A 19,721-nucleotide genomic window follows, 5' to 3' on the forward strand; every position below is an offset into this window, starting at 1 on the left:
TCATGCGTATTTATCCTAATTGATCGGCAACGCGTTCTTTTCAGACCCGGACTGCGGGATGAGGCTGATATACTCAACGCGTTATTTATTGCATAAAAGTTCAAAACTTGAACAGCTCAGGAGAATTTGAATGGCTGCCCTAAATTCGAAAGTCAGAAAGGCCGTTATCCCGGTAGCGGGATTGGGGACCAGGATGTTACCAGCAACCAAGGCGATTCCTAAAGAGATGCTGCCTCTGGTTGATAAGCCATTAATCCAGTATGTCGTGAATGAATGTATCGCAGCCGGCATCACTGAAATTGTGCTGGTTACGCATTCATCTAAAAACTCTATCGAAAACCATTTCGATACAAGCTTTGAACTTGAAGCCATGCTGGAAAAGCGTGTTAAGCGTCAGCTGTTAGAAGAAGTTCAGTCTATTTGCCCTCCACACGTCACCATTATGCAGGTTCGTCAGGGGCTGGCTAAAGGTCTGGGCCACGCTGTTATGTGCGCGCACCCTGTCGTGGGTGATGAGCCTGTAGCGGTAATTCTGCCTGACGTTATTCTGGACGAATACGAATCCGATCTTTCTCAGGATAACCTGGCTGAAATGATCAAACGTTTCGACGAAACCGGCAGCAGCCAGATTATGGTTGAGCCTGTTGAAGACGTAACGGCATACGGTGTGGTTGACTGCAAAGGCGTTAACCTGGAGCCGGGTGAGAGTGTGCCAATGGTTGGCGTCGTAGAGAAGCCTAAAGCCGATGTCGCGCCTTCAAACCTTGCTGTTGTAGGTCGCTATGTCCTGAGTGCTGAAATCTGGCCTCTGCTGGCTAAAACGCCTCCAGGAGCGGGTGATGAGATCCAGCTGACAGATGCCATAGATATGCTGATCGAGAAAGAGACCGTTGAGGCCTACCATATGAAAGGTAAGAGCCATGACTGCGGTAATAAGCTCGGTTATATGCAGGCGTTTGTTGAATATGGTATCCGCCACAATACCCTTGGCGAAGAATTTAAAACCTGGCTCAAAGAGAGCGTAGGTATTAAGAAATAAGCCACGGCTGTAAATGTTCGAAACCGGTGAGGCGCTGCCCACCGGTTTTTTTATGCCCATAACACTCTCGAAAACCTGTCTGAAAGTACAGTCGATGAAATTGCTAAATAATGCTTTATGACAAAGTGTAAGAGGATGTATGTGACAAATTTAGGTTAAAAAAAATCCCGCAATATGCGGGATTTTTCTGAATGAGGCTCGATTAATCCTTGATCAGGAAGTCGTCCAGCTGTTTACCCTGCTCATCCATTGCTTTCTTGATAACAGCAGGAGTACGACCCTGGCCAGTCCAGGTTTTAGTTTCGCCGTTCTCATCAACGTAGCTATATTTAGCAGGACGGGCAGCACGCTTAGCTTTAGTACCGGTTTTAGCGGCAGCCATGCTGTTCAGCAATTCATTTGGATCGATACCATCAGCAATCAGCATTTCACGATATTGCTGCAGTTTACGAGTACGTTCTTCGATTTCAGCCGCAGCAGCGCTTTCTTCTTCGCGACGTTCATTAACTACAACTTCTAATTTTTCCAGCATTTCTTCAAGCGTTTCGAGGGTGCATTCTCTTGCCTGCGCACGAAGAGTACGGATGTTGTTCAGAATTTTAAGTGCTTCGCTCATTGTAGTAATCTCAAACTTATAATGGGGGGTGGTTTGTTGACCTAATAATAGAGCCATAAATTCAGATGTGCAATAGCCAGGAATGTAAGGAATTCAAAAAATACTAAATAATGCCGCTATTATTAATTACGCTAACTTAAATTCCACCACCCAGCTGTCTCGGTTGTTATCACCGGAACCTGCTTAACCCGGTCGATGGCGTCTTTTTTTTGTGACATTTCCCGCAGGAATTATAGTTGCGGCGGAGAAATATCAGCCTTTTGTATTAGTTCTCACCCCTGGTGTTAAGCCTGAAATAGTTAATAAATAGTGAATTTTAAAGAGCAGGGATTCCACTATAAAAAGAAGTGTTATGTTTGGCTTAACTTATAGCATATTGGCGTGGCTGAATGGGTTTACTTCATGTTTTAGCGGGTTATTTTCAGAAACAGAAGGTACTGAACGCGGCACTGAACCGTATCCTCTGTGCGCTGCATCGCTGATGACCGGACAAAATATGGTACAATGACTCATCGGGAATATTACACATTGATTAGGGTTTTACGGCCAATGGCACAACTTTATTTCTACTATTCGGCAATGAATGCCGGGAAATCCACCGCGCTGCTGCAATCCTCGTACAATTACCAGGAGCGCGGGATGCGTACCGTTGTTTATACGGCTGAAATTGACGATCGCTTTGGCGCAGGGAAGGTGAGCTCCAGAATAGGGCTCTCGTCGCCTGCCAGGCTGTTTAACCCGAAAACCGATCTGTTTGAAGACATTCGTGCAGAACATGCGGCACAGCCCATTCACTGCGTACTGGTCGATGAGAGCCAGTTTCTGACGCGTGAACAGGTCCATGCCCTGTCAGAGGTAGTTGATGAGCTTGATATCCCCGTGCTGTGTTACGGCCTGCGTACGGATTTCCGCGGGGAGCTTTTTGAAGGAAGCCAGTATTTGCTCGCCTGGTCGGATAAACTTGTCGAACTGAAAACGATCTGCTTCTGCGGTCGTAAAGCCAGCATGGTGCTTCGTCTCGACCAGGCCGGAAAACCTTATGCAGATGGCGAGCAGGTGGTGATAGGCGGCAATGAACGCTATGTTTCGGTCTGCCGTAAGCATTATAAAGAAGCGTTGTCTGTAGGCTCGCTGACGGCGATTCAGCACGACAACAGAAAATAACGTCTGGCTTATTATTCAGATATAAAAAAACCCGCCATAAAGGCGGGTTTTTCATCTACTGATGTCAATTAAGCGCTTTTCTTCGCTTTCTTGTCAGCTTTGATGACAGGTGCTTCTGTTTTCACAGCGGCAACGTCACCTTCTTTGAACTCACGACCGTAGTAGGTATCCAGCAGAATCTGTTTCAGCTCGGAGATCAGTGGGTAGCGCGGGTTAGCACCAGTACACTGGTCATCGAATGCATCTTCAGACAGTTTGTCTACGTGAGCGAGGAAGTCAGCTTCCTGTACGCCCGCTTCACGGATTGACTTAGGAATACCCAGTTCAGCCTTCAGGCTTTCCAGCCATGCCAGCAGTTTCTCAATCTTCGCAGCAGTGCGGTCGCCCGGTGCGCTCAGACCAAGGTGGTCAGCGATTTCAGCATAACGACGACGTGCTTGTGGACGGTCGTACTGGCTGAAAGCCGTCTGCTTGGTTGGGTTGTCGTTAGCGTTATAACGGATAACGTTGCTGATCAACAGGGCGTTCGCCAGACCGTGAGGAATGTGGAACTGTGAGCCCAGTTTGTGCGCCATTGAGTGGCAAACACCCAGGAAGGCGTTGGCAAACGCGATACCGGCGATGGTTGCTGCACTGTGAACGCGTTCACGTGCTACAGGGTTTTTAGAGCCTTCGTTGTAAGACGCTGGCAGGTTTTCTTTCAGCAGTTTCAGAGCCTGCAGGGCCTGACCGTCTGAGAACTCAGACGCCAGCACAGAAACGTAAGCTTCCAGGGCGTGAGTCACCGCATCCAGACCACCAAACGCACACAGTGACTTCGGCATCTCCATGACCAGGTTCGCATCAACGATAGCCATGTCTGGCGTCAGCGCATAGTCAGCCAGTGGGTATTTCTGACCTGTTGCATCGTCGGTTACTACCGCGAATGGCGTAACTTCTGAACCGGTACCGGAAGTGGTGGTGACCGCGATCATTTTCGCTTTTACGCCCATTTTCGGGAACTTGTAGATACGTTTACGGATGTCCATAAAGCGCAGCGCCAGTTCTTCGAAGTGCGTTTCTGGATGCTCGTACATAACCCACATGATTTTCGCGGCGTCCATTGGGGAACCACCACCCAGTGCGATAATCACATCTGGTTTGAAGGAGTTAGCCAGTTCAGCACCTTTACGTACAACGCTCAGGGTTGGGTCAGCTTCAACTTCGAAGAATACTTCAGTTTCGACGCCAGCCGCTTTCAGCACGGAGGTGATCTGGTCAGCGTAGCCGTTGTTAAACAGGAAACGGTCAGTCACGATGAGCGCACGTTTGTGGCCATCAGTAATCACTTCATCCAGCGCGATTGGCAGAGAGCCACGGCGGAAGTAGATAGATTTCGGAAGTTTGTGCCACAACATGTTTTCAGCTCGCTTAGCAACGGTTTTCTTGTTGATCAGGTGTTTTGGACCAACGTTTTCAGAGATGGAGTTACCACCCCAGGAACCACAACCCAGAGTCAGGGAAGGTGCGAGTTTAAAGTTGTACAGGTCACCGATACCACCCTGAGAAGCAGGGGTGTTGATCAGGATACGTGCAGTTTTCATCATCTGACCGAAGTGAGCAACACGCTCTGGCTGGTTGTCCTGGTCAGTGTACAGACAAGAGGTGTGACCGATACCGCCCATGGCAACCAGCTTCTCTGCTTTCTCAACCGCATCTTCGAAATCTTTCGCACGGTACATGGCAAGCGTCGGAGACAGTTTTTCGTGAGCAAACGGCTCGCTTTCGTCAACGACTTTTACTTCACCGATCAGGATTTTGGTTGTTGCCGGAACGGTAAAGCCTGCGAGTTCAGCAATTTTGTAGGCTGGCTGACCCACGATAGCGGCGTTCAGCGCGCCATTTTTCAGGATGATGTCCTGAACCGCTTTCAGCTCTTTGCCCTGCAGCAGGTAGCCGCCGTGGCTGGCGAAACGTTCGCGAACCGCGTCATATACGGAATCCACGACCACAACAGACTGTTCAGATGCGCAGATCACGCCGTTATCGAAGGTTTTAGACATCAGCACAGACGCGACAGCACGTTTGATATCAGCGGTTTCATCGATAACAACAGGGGTGTTACCCGCGCCCACGCCGATAGCAGGTTTACCGGAGCTGTATGCGGCTTTAACCATGCCGGGACCACCGGTCGCCAGAATCAGGTTAATGTCCGGGTGATGCATCAGCGCGTTGGAGAGCTCAACAGAAGGTTGGTCGATCCAGCCGATCAGGTCTTTTGGTGCACCCGCAGCGATAGCCGCTTGCAGGACGATATCTGCAGCTTTGTTAGTCGCGTCTTTCGCACGTGGGTGTGGAGAGAAGATGATTGCGTTACGGGTTTTCAGGCTAATCAGTGATTTGAAGATTGCAGTAGACGTTGGGTTAGTGGTCGGAACAATACCGCAGATGATGCCGATAGGTTCAGCGATGGTGATGGTACCGAAGGTGTCGTCTTCGGACAGCACGCCACAGGTTTTCTCATCTTTATAGGCGTTGTAGATATACTCGGAAGCGAAGTGGTTTTTAATCACTTTATCTTCCACGATACCCATGCCGGATTCGGCAACGGCCATTTTAGCGAGAGGGATTCGAGCATCTGCAGCAGCCAGTGCGGCCGCGCGGAAGATTTTATCAACCTGTTCTTGGGTGAAATTGGCATATTCACGCTGGGCTTTTTTAACGCGCTCGACGAGGGCGTTCAGTTCAGCGATATTAGTAACAGCCATAATGCTCTCCTGATAATGTTTAAACTCTTTTAGTAAACCAGCGCTCGATACGTCAGACAGTATAGACAGTGCCAATACGACTTGCGTTACATAAAGTAAAACAATGGGTTACTTTATGCTCCAGCACACTAATTTACTAAAAGAGCCTTACCTTAGCATCATCCCTTTTTGACAGGTGACCTTCCTGGGGGCGTAATCAAGATTACTCACTTCTGAGTACGGAAATCATGATCTGCGTCAATTTCTCCCCAAGCTGATACCTTTCAGCAGGGTTATTTCATGGATATTTTTCCACTGTTAATTAATTAAGTAACTATTGGAAGTGGTGGCATCAATGATTCAACATATGTTTAACATCCTGAAATGATAACGTTTTGGTACAGATTTCAAGTGAAGTATGCTGATAAAAAGGGTATCTTCAGCGCGATTTCTCACGACAAATTGTCAATCCAGGGCATGTGTATAAGCGGAGCAAAACGTGATCCAAACGCTCTTTGATTTTCCAACTTATTTTAAATTTTTTATTGGTTTGTTTGCCCTGGTCAACCCGGTGGGGATCATTCCTGTCTTCATTAGTATGACGAGTTACCAGACAGCGGCGGCCAGGAACAAAACCAACCTCACCGCTAACCTGTCGGTAGCGATCATATTGTTGACCTCTCTTTTTCTCGGCGACACGATTCTTCAGCTGTTCGGGATTTCCATTGATTCTTTCCGTATTGCCGGCGGGATCCTGGTGGTAACCATCGCCATGTCCATGATCAGCGGTAAGCTGGGCGAGGATAAGCAGAACAAACAAGAGAAGTCAGAAACCGCTATCCGCGAAAGCATTGGCGTAGTGCCGCTGGCCTTACCGTTGATGGCCGGTCCGGGGGCCATCAGTTCAACCATCGTCTGGGGGACGCGTTACCATAGCCTGATGCACCTGATTGGCTTTTCAGTGGCTATTGCCATTTTTGCGCTCTGCTGTTGGGGTGTGTTCCGCATGGCACCCTGGCTGGTGCGCTTGCTGGGTCAAACGGGCATCAACGTCATTACGCGTATCATGGGCCTGTTGCTGATGGCGTTAGGGATCGAATTCATCGTCACGGGGATTAAAAGCATTTTCCCCGGATTATTGCATTAATACTTCATATGAAAGGACGGAGCGACGGCTCCGTTTTTTTACGTGATTATCAGCAAATCATATAACTAAAGTTGAAATGCTCACATATCATAATAAATTCTACTAATAATGTTCATTGCTTGTATTTCAATAGGTTATTAATTCCGCATCAACCCGCCTGCACAGAAAATCTTCGATCGCTCTGTTATTTTACTCACATGATACTCTTGGGCTTGCTGAGAGATAACCGAAATGATATTAGTAATTTCAACATTCCCCTAGACGAATGTGCTAAATAATAACCAGTTGTTAAATTTTTGTACAAATTCACTCGATGATAGCGCAGCGACGCGCTTGTAGAGAAAATTTTCTCTATCCTGTTGAATATCATGTTGTTTTACTGATATTCGATGTCTGGCAGGGCTGCCCTCAACGATACGGTACTCACCGTAAAAGAGAATTGCTTAACAAATTTGCAAAATGTATTGGCGCACGATTACGCCATTTGATACTTTCCGGCCTAATATTTTGCAGCATAAAACAATCAGATGAGAATTATTTTCATATAGTTCTCTTCTCAGATATCCAGCGCAGGCCTCAAACAGGGGAGGCCTGTAAAGAATCGACGCAAGACGGCCATACGAGCGGTCAGTAATAAAAAAGTCGGTGATAGCAAGTAGTAAAAGAAGAACCTGACAGCAGCAAAAAAAACTCCTGCGCTGTACAGGCCCCAACAGGGGATTACACAGCTGGCGAAGGCCAGTCATTATAATGAGTGGAGTACCAACACAATGTCCATCATCACAAAAAAAAATCTGGTAGCGGCGGGGATTTTAACTGCGCTAATCGCGGGAAACGCTGCAATGGCTGCGGACGTTCCTGCAGGTGTTCAGCTGGCGGAGAAGCAGACGCTGGTGCGTAACAACGGTGCGGAAGTTCAGTCTCTCGACCCGCACAAAATTGAAGGTGTTCCTGAGTCTAACGTCAACCGCGACCTGTTCGAAGGTCTGCTGGTAACGGACGTAGATGGCCACCCGGCACCGGGCGTGGCAGAAAAATGGGAAAACAAAGATTTCAAAGTCTGGACCTTCCATCTGCGTAAAGATGCGAAATGGTCCGACGGTACGCCGGTGACGGCTGAAGATTTCGTTTATAGCTGGCAGCGTCTGGCGAATCCAACGACCGCCTCTCCGTATGCGAGCTACCTGCAATATGGCCATATTGCCAATATTGATGACATCATCGCGGGCAAAAAACCGATCACCGACCTGGGCGTTAAGGCGATCGATGCCAATACCTTTGAAGTCACGTTGAGCGAACCTGTTCCGTACTTCTATAAGCTGCTGGTTCACCCGTCCGTCTCCCCGGTACCAAAATCCGCCGTGGAAAAATTTGGTGAAAAATGGACCCAGCCTGCCAATATCGTGACCAACGGTGCCTACAAGCTGAAAGACTGGGTGGTCAACGAGCGTATGGTGCTTGAGCGTAACCCGCAATACTGGGACAACGCTAAAACCGTGATTAATCAGGTTACCTACCTGCCAATTTCGTCCGAAGTGACTGACGTCAACCGCTACCGCAGCGGCGAAATCGACATGACCTATAACAACATGCCGATTGAACTGTTCCAGAAACTGAAGAAAGAGATCCCTAAAGAAGTTCACGTCGACCCGTACCTGTGCACCTACTACTATGAAATCAACAACCAGAAAGCACCGTTCACCGACGTACGCGTTCGTACCGCGCTGAAGCTGGCTCTGGATCGCGATATCATCGTAAACAAAGTGAAAAACCAGGGCGATCTGCCGGCATACAGCTATACCCCTCCATACACCGATGGTGCAAAACTGACCGAGCCAGACTGGTTCAAACAGACGCAGGAACAGCGTAACGCAGAAGCGAAGAAACTGCTGGCCGAAGCGGGCTATACCGCAGATAAGCCGCTGACCTTCAGCCTGTTGTACAACACGTCCGATCTGCACAAAAAACTGGCTATCGCCGTCGCTTCGATCTGGAAGAAAAACCTGGGCGCGAACGTGAAGCTGGAGAATCAGGAGTGGAAGACCTTCCTCGACAGCCGTCATCAGGGCACCTTTGACGTTGCGCGTGCTGGCTGGTGTGCGGACTATAACGAACCGACCTCCTTCCTGAACACCATGCTGAGTGACAGCTCAAACAACACCGCGCACTATAAGAGCCCGGCGTTTGACAAGCTGATCGCCGACACGCTGAAAACCACTGACGAAGCACAGCGTACTGAACTGTACTCTAAAGCTGAGCAGCAGCTGGATAAAGATTCCGCGATCGTTCCGGTTTACTACTACGTTAACGCCCGTCTGGTGAAACCGTGGGTAGGTGGGTACACCGGTAAAGACCCGATGGATAATATCTACGTTAAAAACTTGTATATTATCAAGCATTAATGGCAATGAGTGGGGCGGGCGTGCTCGCCCCACGGTGTCTAACCAACGTCACATTATATAGGCACACGCCAGAAGGTACGGGCAATGTTGAAATTTATCCTACGTCGCTGTCTGGAAGCGATTCCAACGCTATTTATTCTCATCACGATTTCCTTCTTCATGATGCGCCTTGCGCCGGGAAGTCCATTTACCGGTGAGCGTACGCTGCCGCCAGAAGTCATGGCGAATATCGAAGCGAAATACCACTTAAACGATCCTATCTCGACCCAGTACTTCAACTACCTGAAGCAGCTGGCGCACGGTGATTTTGGACCGTCATTTAAATATAAAGACTATTCCGTTAACGACCTGGTGGCGTCCAGCTTCCCGGTGTCGGCGAAATTGGGTGCTGCGGCATTCATTCTGGCGATCGTTTTCGGTGTCACCGCTGGCGTCATCGCCGCGCTCAGACAAAATACCAAATGGGATTATGCCGTAATGGGGGTGGCGATGACCGGGGTAGTTATACCCAGCTTCGTTGTCGCGCCATTACTGGTGATGATATTTGCCATTACGCTGAAGTGGCTGCCTGGCGGCGGCTGGAACGGCGGGGCACTCAAGTTCATGATTTTGCCGATGGTGGCATTATCTCTGGCGTACATCGCCAGTATCGCGCGTATCACCCGTGGTTCAATGATCGAAGTGCTGCACTCGAACTTCATTCGTACCGCGCGCGCGAAAGGGCTGCCGATGCGTCGGATTATCTTCCGCCACGCGCTTAAACCGGCGCTGTTGCCCGTGCTCTCCTACATGGGACCGGCATTCGTCGGGATCATCACTGGCTCGATGGTTATCGAAACCATTTACGGCCTGCCGGGCATTGGCCAGCTGTTTGTGAACGGCGCGCTCAACCGCGACTATTCGCTGGTACTGAGCCTGACCATTCTCGTCGGTGCGCTGACCATTCTCTTTAACGCAATCGTCGATGTTCTGTACGCCGTCATCGACCCGAAAATCCGTTACTAACTGGAGCACGCCATGATGTTGAGTAAGAAAAACAGCGAGGCGCTGGAAAACTTCAGTGAAAAACTGGAAGTGGAAGGTCGTAGCCTCTGGCAGGACGCGCGTCGTCGCTTTATGCACAACCGCGCGGCGGTGGCGAGTCTGGTGGTTCTGGTGATCATCGCGCTGTTTGTGACCCTTGCCCCGATGCTGTCGCAATTTACCTATTTCGACACCGACTGGGGCATGATGTCCAGCGCGCCTGATATGGAGTCTGGCCACTATTTCGGCACGGACTCTTCCGGACGCGATCTGCTGGTGCGTGTCGCTATCGGGGGGCGTATCTCGCTGATGGTCGGGATTGCTGCCGCGCTGGTGGCGGTGATCGTGGGGACGCTCTACGGCTCACTGTCCGGCTACCTTGGCGGCAAAGTGGACTCGGTGATGATGCGTCTGCTGGAAATCCTGAACTCCTTCCCGTTTATGTTCTTCGTCATCCTGCTGGTGACCTTTTTCGGTCAGAATATCCTGTTGATCTTCGTGGCCATCGGGATGGTTTCCTGGCTGGATATGGCGCGTATTGTCCGCGGCCAGACGCTGAGCCTCAAACGCAAAGAGTTTATCGAAGCCGCACAGGTCGGCGGTGTCTCTACCGGGAATATCGTGGTTCGCCATATCGTTCCTAACGTGCTGGGCGTGGTGGTGGTCTATGCCTCACTGCTGGTGCCAAGCATGATCCTGTTTGAATCCTTCCTGAGCTTCCTCGGTCTGGGTACGCAAGAGCCGCTGAGCAGCTGGGGCGCGCTGCTGAGTGACGGTGCAAACTCAATGGAAGTGTCACCGTGGCTGCTGTTATACCCGGCGGGTTTCCTGGTCGTTACCCTGTTTTGTTTTAACTTTATCGGCGATGGCCTGCGTGATGCCCTCGACCCGAAAGACCGTTAAGGAGCGCCGTCATGACAATGATTGAAACGGCAACCGCGCCACAGGCGCAGCAGCGGAGCGACCTTCTGCTGGACGTAAAAGATCTTCGCGTCACCTTTAAGACCCCGGACGGGGATGTGACCGCCGTGAACGATCTCAACTTCAACCTGCGCGCGGGCGAAACGCTCGGCATCGTGGGTGAATCCGGATCCGGGAAATCCCAGACCGCCTTTGCGCTAATGGGCCTGCTGGCCGCTAACGGTGTGATTGGTGGTTCCGCTAAATTCAACGGTCGCGAAATCCTCAACCTGCCGGAGCACGAGCTGAACAAGCTGCGCGCCGAGCAGATCTCGATGATTTTCCAGGATCCGATGACCTCGCTGAACCCGTACATGCGCGTCGGTGAGCAGCTGATGGAAGTCCTGATGCTGCACAAAGGTCTGGGCAAAGCCGAAGCCTTTGAAGAGTCGGTCAAAATGCTCGATGCGGTGAAAATGCCGGAAGCGCGTAAGCGCATGCGCATGTTCCCGCACGAGTTCTCTGGCGGTATGCGTCAGCGCGTGATGATTGCGATGGCGCTGCTGTGCCGGCCAAAACTGCTGATTGCCGACGAACCGACCACCGCGCTGGACGTTACCGTTCAGGCACAAATCATGACCTTGTTGAACGAGCTGAAGCGTGAGTTCAACACGGCGATTATCATGATCACCCACGACCTGGGCGTGGTGGCGGGCATCTGTGACAAAGTGCTGGTGATGTATGCCGGCCGTACCATGGAATACGGCAAAGCGCGTGACGTATTCTATCAGCCAGCGCATCCTTACTCGATTGGCCTGCTGAACGCGGTACCGCGTCTCGATGCGGAAGGGGAGTCCCTGCTCACCATTCCAGGCAACCCGCCAAACCTGCTGCGCCTGCCGAAAGGCTGTCCGTTCCAGCCGCGCTGCCCGCACGCGATGGAAATCTGCAACAGCGCACCGCCGCTGGAAGAGTTTGCACCAGGCCGCCTGCGCGCCTGCTTTAAGCCGCAGGAGGAGCTGGTATGAACGCATTAGATGAAAAACGCAACGTGCTGCTCGAGATTGCTGACCTTAAGGTGCATTTCGACATCAAAGACGGCAAACAGTGGTTCTGGCAGCCGTCGAAGACCCTGAAAGCGGTGGACGGCGTCACCCTGCGCCTGTATGAGGGGGAGACCCTGGGCGTGGTGGGCGAGTCCGGCTGCGGTAAATCGACCTTTGCGCGCGCCATTATCGGTCTGGTGAAAGCCACCGACGGCAAAGTGGCCTGGCTGGGTAAAGATCTGCTGGGCATGAAACCCGATGAGTGGCGCGACGTGCGCAGCGATATCCAGATGATTTTCCAGGATCCGCTGGCGTCGTTAAACCCGCGTATGACCATCGGTGAGATTATTGCCGAGCCGCTGCGGACCTATCATCCGAAGATGTCCCGTCAGGAAGTGCGCGATCGCGTTAAGGCGATGATGCTGAAAGTCGGGCTGTTGCCTAACCTCATCAACCGCTATCCGCACGAGTTTTCCGGCGGCCAGTGTCAGCGTATTGGTATTGCGCGCGCCCTGATCCTCGAACCGAAGCTGATTATCTGTGATGAACCAGTTTCCGCGCTCGACGTCTCCATTCAGGCGCAGGTGGTTAACCTGCTGCAGAAGCTGCAGCGCGAAATGGGGCTGTCGCTGATCTTCATCGCGCATGACCTGGCCGTGGTGAAACACATCTCTGACCGCGTGCTGGTGATGTATTTGGGGCACGCCGTGGAGCTGGGCACCTATGACGAGGTGTACCACAATCCGCTGCACCCTTACACCAAAGCGCTGATGTCGGCGGTGCCGATCCCCGATCCCGATCTGGAAAAGAATAAGACCATCCAGCTTCTGGAAGGGGAATTGCCTTCACCGATTAACCCGCCGTCGGGCTGCGTCTTCCGCACGCGCTGCCCTATGGCCGGGCCGGAATGTGCGAAAACGCGGCCGGTTCTGGAAGGCAGTTTCCGACATGCGGTTTCCTGCCTGAAAGTAGACCCGTTATAATCGCAAGGGCTGACATGATGTCAGCCCTTATATTTTGCGAGGTCAATGTGTCGCGTTTATTCACGTCAGCCCGTCGGCGGCTTTATCATGTTTTATTCGATCCTGAAACGGTATCCGGGCGACGCTTCGAAGGTCTTTGCGGTTTATTTGCGCTCCTCAGCGTGGTGGTCATCTTTATCGAGTCAGGCGCCGGGACGCAATACCACCTGACGTTTGACGAATGGCATGTCTTTGTCTGGCTTGAGCTGGCGATTACCCTGGTTTTTACCGCTGAATATCTCCTCCGAGTGATTGCCTGGCCTAACCCGGGCCGATATGTTTTCAGCTTCTGGGGATTTATCGATTTAGCCACCATTCTGCCGCTCTACGTCATGTGGCTGTGGCCGGAAATCAGCCTGAGCTATGTCTTTGCCTGGCGAGCGATGCGCGTTATTCGCGTATTACGTATTCTGAAATTACTGCGCTTTATGCCCTCACTGCGCGTGTTCTGGAGCGCAATCGTCAGCGCGCGTCATCAGCTTATTCTCTTCTACTCGTTTATTGCCATCGTCATGATCGTTTTTGGCGCGCTGATGTATCTGATAGAGGGGCCGAAATATGGTTTCACGACGCTCAATGCGTCCGTCTATTGGGCGATAGTGACCGTGACGACCGTCGGGTACGGTGATATCACGCCCCATACGCCGCTGGGCCGCATTGTGGCCTCAGTGCTGATTTTGATTGGCTATTCGGTCATTGCTATTCCGACAGGGCTTATTACCACGCACATGAGCAGCGCATTTCAGAGCCGCAAGCAGCAGCGCAAATGTCCGGCATGTCACCAGGGTGAACATGACCTTAACGCGCGGTTTTGTAACCGCTGCGGAAGTGCGTTGCCGGAGTAAATAAAAAAGGCTGCAATCGCAGCCTTTTTTATTATTCGCGCCAGAGAATATGGCACAGCTTGTGGTCTTTCTCTCGACAGAGCAGGACGCGGGCGAAAATATCGTTAATCTCGCCACCGTCTTCATCGGCCAGCCCGATGACCACTTCGGCAAAGAAGTCAGGATTCAGATCGAAATCCACATGCTCAGCCCAGTCTTCTGAAGGGTCAAACAGTTCGGCACCGCCGCGCTCTTCGAACTGCAGATTAAAGAGGATCACGTCTGCGGGATCGAGGTTATCAACCGCCAGTTCGAGAAAAATGTCATAGGCCTGCTCGAGCGTTTCGTCTTCGGTCAGGCGATTGTTCAGATCCATTTCCATGATGACTACCTGTTTAACATCGTTGGGCACGTTTTACAGCAACGGACTAAAGAAGTAAAACAGTCGTTCGGCAATTCTCTGCCACAGCGGACGTTTTACCCACAGTCTGGCATCCAGCAGCCGCGAGCGGGAGATATAATCATCCTGCACCGCCGCGAGATCGCCGCCAAAGCCGGCATCATCAATAACCAGCGTGATTTCAAAGTTGAGCCACAGGCTGCGCATATCCAGGTTCACTGTCCCCACCAGGCTTAACTCGCCGTCGACAAGCACGCTTTTGGTGTGGAGCAATCCGCCTTCGAACTGGTAGATCTTCACCCCTGCAGCCAGCAGTTCGCTAAAGAATGCCCGGCTGGCCCAGCCCACCAGAAGAGAGTCATTTTTGCGTGGCAAAATAATGCTCACATCGACGCCGCGCTGCGCCGCGGTACAGATCGCGTGCAGGAGATCATCGCTGGGAACAAAGTAGGGCGTCGTCATGATCAGGTATTCACGCGCCGAGTAGGTCGCCGTCAGCAGCGCCTGATGGATCAAATCCTCCGGGAAGCCTGGCCCGGAAGCAATGGTATGAATGGTGTGACCGCTGGCCTCTTCAAACGGCATAATATTGCCGTCCGGCGGTGGCGGCAGGATGCGTTTGCCGGTTTCTATCTCCCAGTCGCAGGAGTAAACGATGCCCATCGAGGTGGCAATTGGCCCCTCCATTCGCGCCATCAAATCCACCCACTGGCCCACGCCCGAGTCCTGCTTGAAGAAGCGCGGGTCAACCATGTTCATGCTGCCGGTGTAGGCAATATAGTTATCGATCATGATCATTTTACGATGCTGACGGAGATCCATCCGGCGCAGAAACACGCGCAGGAGATTGACCTTCAGCGCTTCAACCACTTCGATACCGGCATTGCGCATCATGCCTGCCCAGGGGCTACGGAAAAATGCCACGCTGCCTGCGGAGTCAAGCATCAGACGGCAGTGAATGCCGCGTCGCGCCGCGGCCATCAGCGATTCAGCGACCTGGTCAGCCATCCCGCCGGGTTGCCAGATATAAAAAACCATCTCGATATTATGACGCGCCAGCTGGATATCGCGGATTAATGCCTGCATGACGTCGTCGGACGAGGTCAGCAGCTGCAGTTGATTGCCTTTAACACCACCAATCCCCTGACGGCGCTCGCACAGCTTAAACAGTGACGAGGCGACACTGCTGTTCTCCTCGGCAAAGATATGCTTGCAGGCTTTAAGATCGTTTAGCCACTTTGCGGTTGAGGGCCACATGGCGCGGGCCCGCTCGGCGCGGCGTTTGCCGAGATGAAGCTCACCGAAAGAGAGATAGGCAATAATTCCCACCAGCGGCAGGATGTAGATGATCAGAAGCCAGGCCATGGCAGAGGGTACGGCTCTGCGCTTCATCAGGATGCGTAACGTCACACCCGCGATTAACAGCCAGTATCCTAAAATGACCAGCCAACTCACCACGGTGTAGAAGGTTGTCATAGGTAAAAAAATCCTTTTGAAAGCGTATTGTTATGAGTGTACGCATCAGGATTCATCTGGCAAATAAAAACGCCAGGTAAAAGCGCTGGTTTGCCGCAGGGTTGGGTTTATAATGGCCTTTCTTTTAGAGAAAAAGTGTTAGAGAAAGAGTTGTAGACATGAAGCGCAGTAGAACAGAAGTAGGGCGCTGGCGCATGTTGCGACAGGTGAGTCGTCGCAAGGCTCGTTGGCTGGAAGCACAATCCCGCCGCAATATGCGTATTCACGCCATCAGAAAATGTGGAATGACCCGGCATCGCAACGCGTTGCTGTTCGCAGTCCAGGATATCTGAGTACCATGAGGGCACCGTAATGGTGCCCAATGATTTTATAGAGTCTGATTTTTAGGAGTAGCGTATTTGCAGCGCTACTCCTGCTGTATTGAGCAAAAGGAGGGAGAAGAAGTGTTTGCGGAGTTTGGCGTACTGAATTTCTGGACGTATGTTGTTGGCGCGTTTTTTATCGTGCTCGTACCGGGGCCGAATACCCTGTTTGTCCTCAAAACCGGAATTGGACACGGCGTTAAAAAAGGGTATCTTGCCGCGTCGGGCGTATTTATCGGCGATGCGGTACTGATGTTTCTGGCCTGGGCGGGCGTCGCGGCATTAATTCAGACCACGCCGGTACTGTTTAATATCGTGCGCTATCTCGGCGCCTTCTATCTGCTGTGGCTGGGCGGCAAAATGCTCTGGTCGGTCATTACCCGGCAGAATCACGCTCATGAGAGCGGTACCGAGCCTGCCAGCACGATCATGAAACGTTCGCTGGTATTGAGCCTGACGAATCCAAAAGCGATTCTGTTCTACGTATCGTTCTTCGTTCAGTTCATTGACGTGAACGCACAGAGCACCGGCACCTCTTTCCTTATCCTCGCGACGACGCTTGAGTTAATCAGCTTCATGTACATGAGCTTCCTGATCTTCTCCGGTGCGTTTGTCACGCGTTATCTGAAAACCAAAAAGAAACTGGCAAAGCTGGGGAACGGGCTGATAGGGCTGCTGTTCGTCGGGTTTGCGGCGAGGTTGGCGTCGCTGCATTGATGAATGAAAGGCTCCTGCGGGAGCCTTTCTAATTATGTTTGACAACGCCTCATCACTTAGTTGTATAGTGCAACTAAATGGTGAGGACAGAACATGCACAGCGAAACCCCGGTAGTCAGCGTTATTCGACGTTCCTCGCGCCTCATGGTGCGAGAGTTAGGTTTTATGGGTTCTACCCTGGCCTCAACGAGCTACTCACCTTCGGCCGTCCATACCCTGGTCGAAATCGCCTTACGCAAACAGATGACGGCGAGTCAGCTGGTGCAACTGCTGGGCCTGGAAAAGTCCAGCGTCAGCCGGATGCTGGCTCGCCTGATTGCCGCAGGCGAACTCGAGGAAGTCATTTCTGTTGAGGATGCGAGAGCAAAGAGCCTCAGGCTGACCGCGAAAGGTCACGAGACGGTCAGCAAAATTAATGCCTTCAGCAATGAGCGCGTGGTCACAGCAATAAAGCGTCTTGCTCCTGCCCAGCAGCAGACCATCTCTGAGGGGCTCTCCCTTTATGCCAACGCGCTGCTGGCATGCCGCGAGGCGGGCAACGATATGCAGCCCGACGAGCTGAAGATAGTGCAGGGATATATCCCCGGCATGATTGGCCGTATTGCGGAGATGCATGGCAGCTATTATTCGCGGGAGCATAACTTTGGTCGCTTCTTCGAGGCCAAAGTGGCTTCTGGGCTGGCCGAGTTCAGTGAAAGACTGGAGAAGCCCTGTAACCAGATTTGGCTGACTGTACTCAACGACAAAATTGTCGGCTCGGTGGCAATCGATGGCGAGGATCTGGCGACGGGTGAAGCCCATCTTCGCTGGTTTATTCTTGATGATGGCTGCCGGGGACACGGCGTGGGGAAAAAACTGCTGAATGAAGCGATGCGGTTCTGCGACAGTGTCGGGTTTTCTGCCGTGCACCTCTGGACGTTCAATAAGCTGACCGCCGCCCGGCGTCTGTACGAGTCGTTTGGGTTTACGCTGGTAAAAGAGTGGGAAGGCGACCAGTGGGGGAGCCTGATTACAGAGCAGCAGTTTACCCGGTACAGAGGCGTGTAATCGCCGCCATAAAAAAGGCTCCTTTCGGAGCCGCTTTGGTATCAAAACACTTTCTTATACGGTCTGACCGTTACCTTCGCATATACACCCGCTGCAACGTACGGGTCTGCGTCAGCCCAGGCCTGAGCGGCTTCCTGGGATTCAAATTCAGCAATAATCGTGGAGCCGGCAAAACCGGCAGCACCCGGATCGTTGCTGTCTACTGCGGGCATGGGGCCAGCGGTCAGTAATCGGCCTTCATCCTGAAGCAACTGCAAACGTGCCAGATGCGCAGGGCGCACAGACTGGCGTTTTTCGAGCGAATCAGCAACATCTTCAGAGTAAATCACGTAAAACACGGCGAAGCTCCTTAACCGGTAAAAGTGTCAGTTACGTTATGTGAAAGGGCAAACGACTGCAATGTAAAATAAAAACAATGTTAATACCCTGATCTGAATGCGCCTTTTTTGGCCTCTCAGGCGCTAAAGTTGCGCCAGAGCAAAGTGTCTTATTGAATATGATTGCTATTTGCATTTAAAATCAGGGTTCGGTTTTTTAACGTTGATGACTATGACTTCGATGACCCTTGATTTACCTCGCCGCTTTCCCTGGCCGACGCTGCTTTCTGTCGTGATTCACGGTGCCGTTGTGGCGGGTCTGCTGTATACCTCGGTTCATCAGGTTATTGAAATGCCCGCGCCCGCGCAGCCGATTTCCGTGACGATGGTATCGCCAGCGGATCTCGAACCGCCGCAGGTTGCCCCTCCGCCGCCACAGCCGGTGGCTGAACCGGAGCCAGAACCCGAGCCCGTTCCGGAGCCACCGAAGGAAGCCCCGGTGGTGATCCACAAACCTGAACCGAAGCCAAAACCTAAGCCGAAGCCGAAGCCGGTGAAGAAGGTTGAGGAGCGTCCGAAACGCGAGGAACGTCCGGTTGAACCGCGCGCGGCCCAGCCAGTCGAAAATGCAGCGCCTTCACGTTCGGTGATGAACAATACGGCAACGACGTCAAAGCCAACGGTTACCGCGCCAGCGGGCCCGCGAGCCGTAAGCCGCAATCAGCCTCAGTATCCGGCGCGAGCTCAGGCCTTGCGTATTGAAGGCCGCGTACGGGTGAAATTTGATGTCACTGCGGATGGCCGCGTGGATAATGTGGAAATCTTGTCTGCGCAACCTTCTAATATGTTTGAGCGCGAAGTGAAATCTGCCATGCGCAGATGGCGTTATGAGCCAGGCAAGCCGGGCAGCGGATTGATCGTCAATATTGTTTTCCGCCTGAACGGCGGGGCGCAGATGGAATAAAAAAAGCCTCCGAAAGGAGGCTTTTTTTTGCCTGTCGATCAGGCCTGTGGAAGTTGACGCGGTTTACCCTCGCTGTCCACGGCGACATAAATAAACAGCGCTTCAGTGGCCTTATAACGTTGTCCAATCGGCTCAGAAGAGACTTTCTTCACCCAGACTTCGATGTTGATGGAAATGGAAGTATTACCGCGTTTCACGCAGCGCGCGTAGCAGCAAACCACATCTCCCACCGCAACCGGGCGCAGGAAGGTCATGCCGTCCACTCTCACGGTGACCACGCGCCCGTGGGCGATCTCTTTTGCCAGAATTGCGCCGCCCATATCCATCTGCGACATCAGCCAGCCGCCAAAAATATCGCCATTGGCATTGGTGTCAGCGGGCATTGCCAGTGTGCGTAAAACCAGTTCGCCCTGAGGGGCGTTAGTTGTTGTCATTGTTTTAACTCGTAACGGAAGACTTCAGGCGGGATGCTACTATGATTTCACAGCGGAGAGAATAGACCAGAACGCCTGTCGTTGACGTTCTGGTC

General features: G+C 52.0%; 19 protein-coding genes. 13 read left to right on the top strand and 6 right to left on the bottom strand.

All coding sequences use genetic code 11. The features are described from left to right. Nucleotides 1-130: 130 nt before the first annotated feature. Nucleotides 131-1,039, top strand: coding sequence for a UTP--glucose-1-phosphate uridylyltransferase GalU (gene galU / locus CWR52_RS22090; RefSeq protein WP_008502780.1), 909 nt, complete (start codon nt 131-133; stop codon nt 1,037-1,039). 202 nt (nt 1,040-1,241) lie between these two features. On the opposite strand, the gene hns is transcribed toward galU, so the two are convergent. Continuing rightward, a complete protein-coding gene (hns, locus tag CWR52_RS22095) occupies nt 1,242-1,655 on the bottom strand; it encodes a histone-like nucleoid-structuring protein H-NS (protein WP_008502781.1) in 414 nt (137 codons plus the stop codon). A gap of 549 nt (nt 1,656-2,204) precedes the next feature. On the opposite strand from hns, the gene tdk reads away from it, so the two are divergent. After that, nucleotides 2,205-2,819: a thymidine kinase gene (tdk, locus tag CWR52_RS22100; protein ID WP_008502782.1), complete on the top strand. Its 615-nt coding sequence runs from the start codon at nt 2,205-2,207 to the stop codon at nt 2,817-2,819. A gap of 68 nt (nt 2,820-2,887) precedes the next feature. Here tdk and adhE read toward each other — a convergent pair whose 3' ends face one another. Continuing rightward, nucleotides 2,888-5,566, bottom strand: coding sequence for a bifunctional acetaldehyde-CoA/alcohol dehydrogenase (adhE, locus tag CWR52_RS22105; RefSeq protein ID WP_028013432.1), 2,679 nt, complete (start codon nt 5,564-5,566; stop codon nt 2,888-2,890). 478 nt (nt 5,567-6,044) lie between these two features. Here adhE and CWR52_RS22110 point away from each other — a divergent pair, with 478 nt between their 5' ends. The 7 genes from CWR52_RS22110 (at nt 6,045) to CWR52_RS22145 (ending at nt 13,930) form a co-directional block, all read left to right on the top strand. After that, entirely contained in the window at nt 6,045-6,692 is a 648-nt protein-coding gene (locus tag CWR52_RS22110; protein WP_008502784.1) for a YchE family NAAT transporter, read from the top strand. Nucleotides 6,693-7,462: 770 nt separating this feature from the next. Beyond that, nucleotides 7,463-9,094 (top strand): oligopeptide ABC transporter substrate-binding protein OppA, encoded by a 1,632-nt coding sequence (gene oppA, locus CWR52_RS22120; RefSeq protein WP_008502785.1) that lies wholly within the window; start codon nt 7,463-7,465, stop codon nt 9,092-9,094. Between the two features lie 84 nt (nt 9,095-9,178). Continuing rightward, nucleotides 9,179-10,099 (top strand): oligopeptide ABC transporter permease OppB, encoded by a 921-nt coding sequence (gene oppB / locus CWR52_RS22125; RefSeq protein ID WP_008502786.1) that lies wholly within the window; start codon nt 9,179-9,181, stop codon nt 10,097-10,099. Nucleotides 10,100-10,111: 12 nt separating this feature from the next. Further along, entirely contained in the window at nt 10,112-11,020 is a 909-nt protein-coding gene (gene oppC / locus CWR52_RS22130) for an oligopeptide ABC transporter permease OppC (protein WP_008502787.1), read from the top strand. Between the two features lie 11 nt (nt 11,021-11,031). Next, nucleotides 11,032-12,045 carry an ABC transporter ATP-binding protein gene (locus CWR52_RS22135; RefSeq protein ID WP_024907097.1) on the top strand — a complete coding sequence of 338 codons (1,014 nt, stop codon included), beginning with the start codon at nt 11,032-11,034 and terminating at the stop codon, nt 12,043-12,045. Then, on the top strand, nt 12,042-13,046 hold the full coding sequence (gene oppF, locus CWR52_RS22140; RefSeq protein WP_008502789.1) for a murein tripeptide/oligopeptide ABC transporter ATP-binding protein OppF: 1,005 nt from the start codon (nt 12,042-12,044) through the stop codon (nt 13,044-13,046). The genes CWR52_RS22135 and oppF overlap by 4 nt, the downstream gene beginning before the upstream one ends. Nucleotides 13,047-13,060: 14 nt before the next feature. Continuing rightward, the gene (locus tag CWR52_RS22145; RefSeq protein ID WP_201268145.1) at nt 13,061-13,930 is read left to right on the top strand and encodes an ion transporter; all 870 of its coding nucleotides are present in this window, start codon (nt 13,061-13,063) and stop codon (nt 13,928-13,930) included. Nucleotides 13,931-13,961: 31 nt separating this feature from the next. Here the strand turns inward: CWR52_RS22145 and CWR52_RS22150 are convergent, their stop codons facing one another. After that, entirely contained in the window at nt 13,962-14,291 is a 330-nt protein-coding gene (locus tag CWR52_RS22150; protein WP_006810881.1) for an HI1450 family dsDNA-mimic protein, read from the bottom strand. 33 nt (nt 14,292-14,324) lie between these two features. After that, nucleotides 14,325-15,785: a cardiolipin synthase gene (gene cls, locus CWR52_RS22155; protein ID WP_008502791.1), complete on the bottom strand. Its 1,461-nt coding sequence runs from the start codon at nt 15,783-15,785 to the stop codon at nt 14,325-14,327. A gap of 158 nt (nt 15,786-15,943) precedes the next feature. On the opposite strand from cls, the gene CWR52_RS22160 reads away from it, so the two are divergent. From CWR52_RS22160 to CWR52_RS22170, 3 genes are all read left to right on the top strand, one after another. Beyond that, nucleotides 15,944-16,117, top strand: a complete 174-nt coding sequence (locus CWR52_RS22160) for a YciY family protein (protein WP_021240326.1) — start codon at nt 15,944-15,946, stop codon at nt 16,115-16,117. 111 nt (nt 16,118-16,228) lie between these two features. Next, the gene (gene leuE, locus CWR52_RS22165; protein WP_104950772.1) at nt 16,229-16,864 is read left to right on the top strand and encodes a leucine efflux protein LeuE; all 636 of its coding nucleotides are present in this window, start codon (nt 16,229-16,231) and stop codon (nt 16,862-16,864) included. 93 nt (nt 16,865-16,957) lie between these two features. Then, nucleotides 16,958-17,911, top strand: a complete 954-nt coding sequence (locus CWR52_RS22170) for a helix-turn-helix domain-containing GNAT family N-acetyltransferase (RefSeq protein WP_104950773.1) — start codon at nt 16,958-16,960, stop codon at nt 17,909-17,911. A gap of 41 nt (nt 17,912-17,952) precedes the next feature. On the opposite strand, the gene CWR52_RS22175 is transcribed toward CWR52_RS22170, so the two are convergent. Then, on the bottom strand, nt 17,953-18,249 hold the full coding sequence (locus tag CWR52_RS22175) for a YciI family protein (RefSeq protein WP_104950774.1): 297 nt from the start codon (nt 18,247-18,249) through the stop codon (nt 17,953-17,955). Between the two features lie 220 nt (nt 18,250-18,469). Here CWR52_RS22175 and tonB point away from each other — a divergent pair, with 220 nt between their 5' ends. Next, complete coding sequence (gene tonB / locus CWR52_RS22180) at nt 18,470-19,192, top strand: TonB system transport protein TonB (RefSeq protein WP_104950775.1); 723 nt, start codon at nt 18,470-18,472, stop codon at nt 19,190-19,192. Between the two features lie 38 nt (nt 19,193-19,230). Here tonB and yciA read toward each other — a convergent pair whose 3' ends face one another. Next, on the bottom strand, nt 19,231-19,626 hold the full coding sequence (gene yciA / locus CWR52_RS22185; protein ID WP_008502796.1) for an acyl-CoA thioester hydrolase YciA: 396 nt from the start codon (nt 19,624-19,626) through the stop codon (nt 19,231-19,233). Nucleotides 19,627-19,721 lie beyond the last annotated feature (95 nt).

Origin of the sequence: Enterobacter sp. SGAir0187, assembly GCF_002952735.2 — a bacterium.
Classification (GTDB): Bacteria; Pseudomonadota; Gammaproteobacteria; order Enterobacterales; family Enterobacteriaceae; genus Enterobacter; species Enterobacter quasiroggenkampii.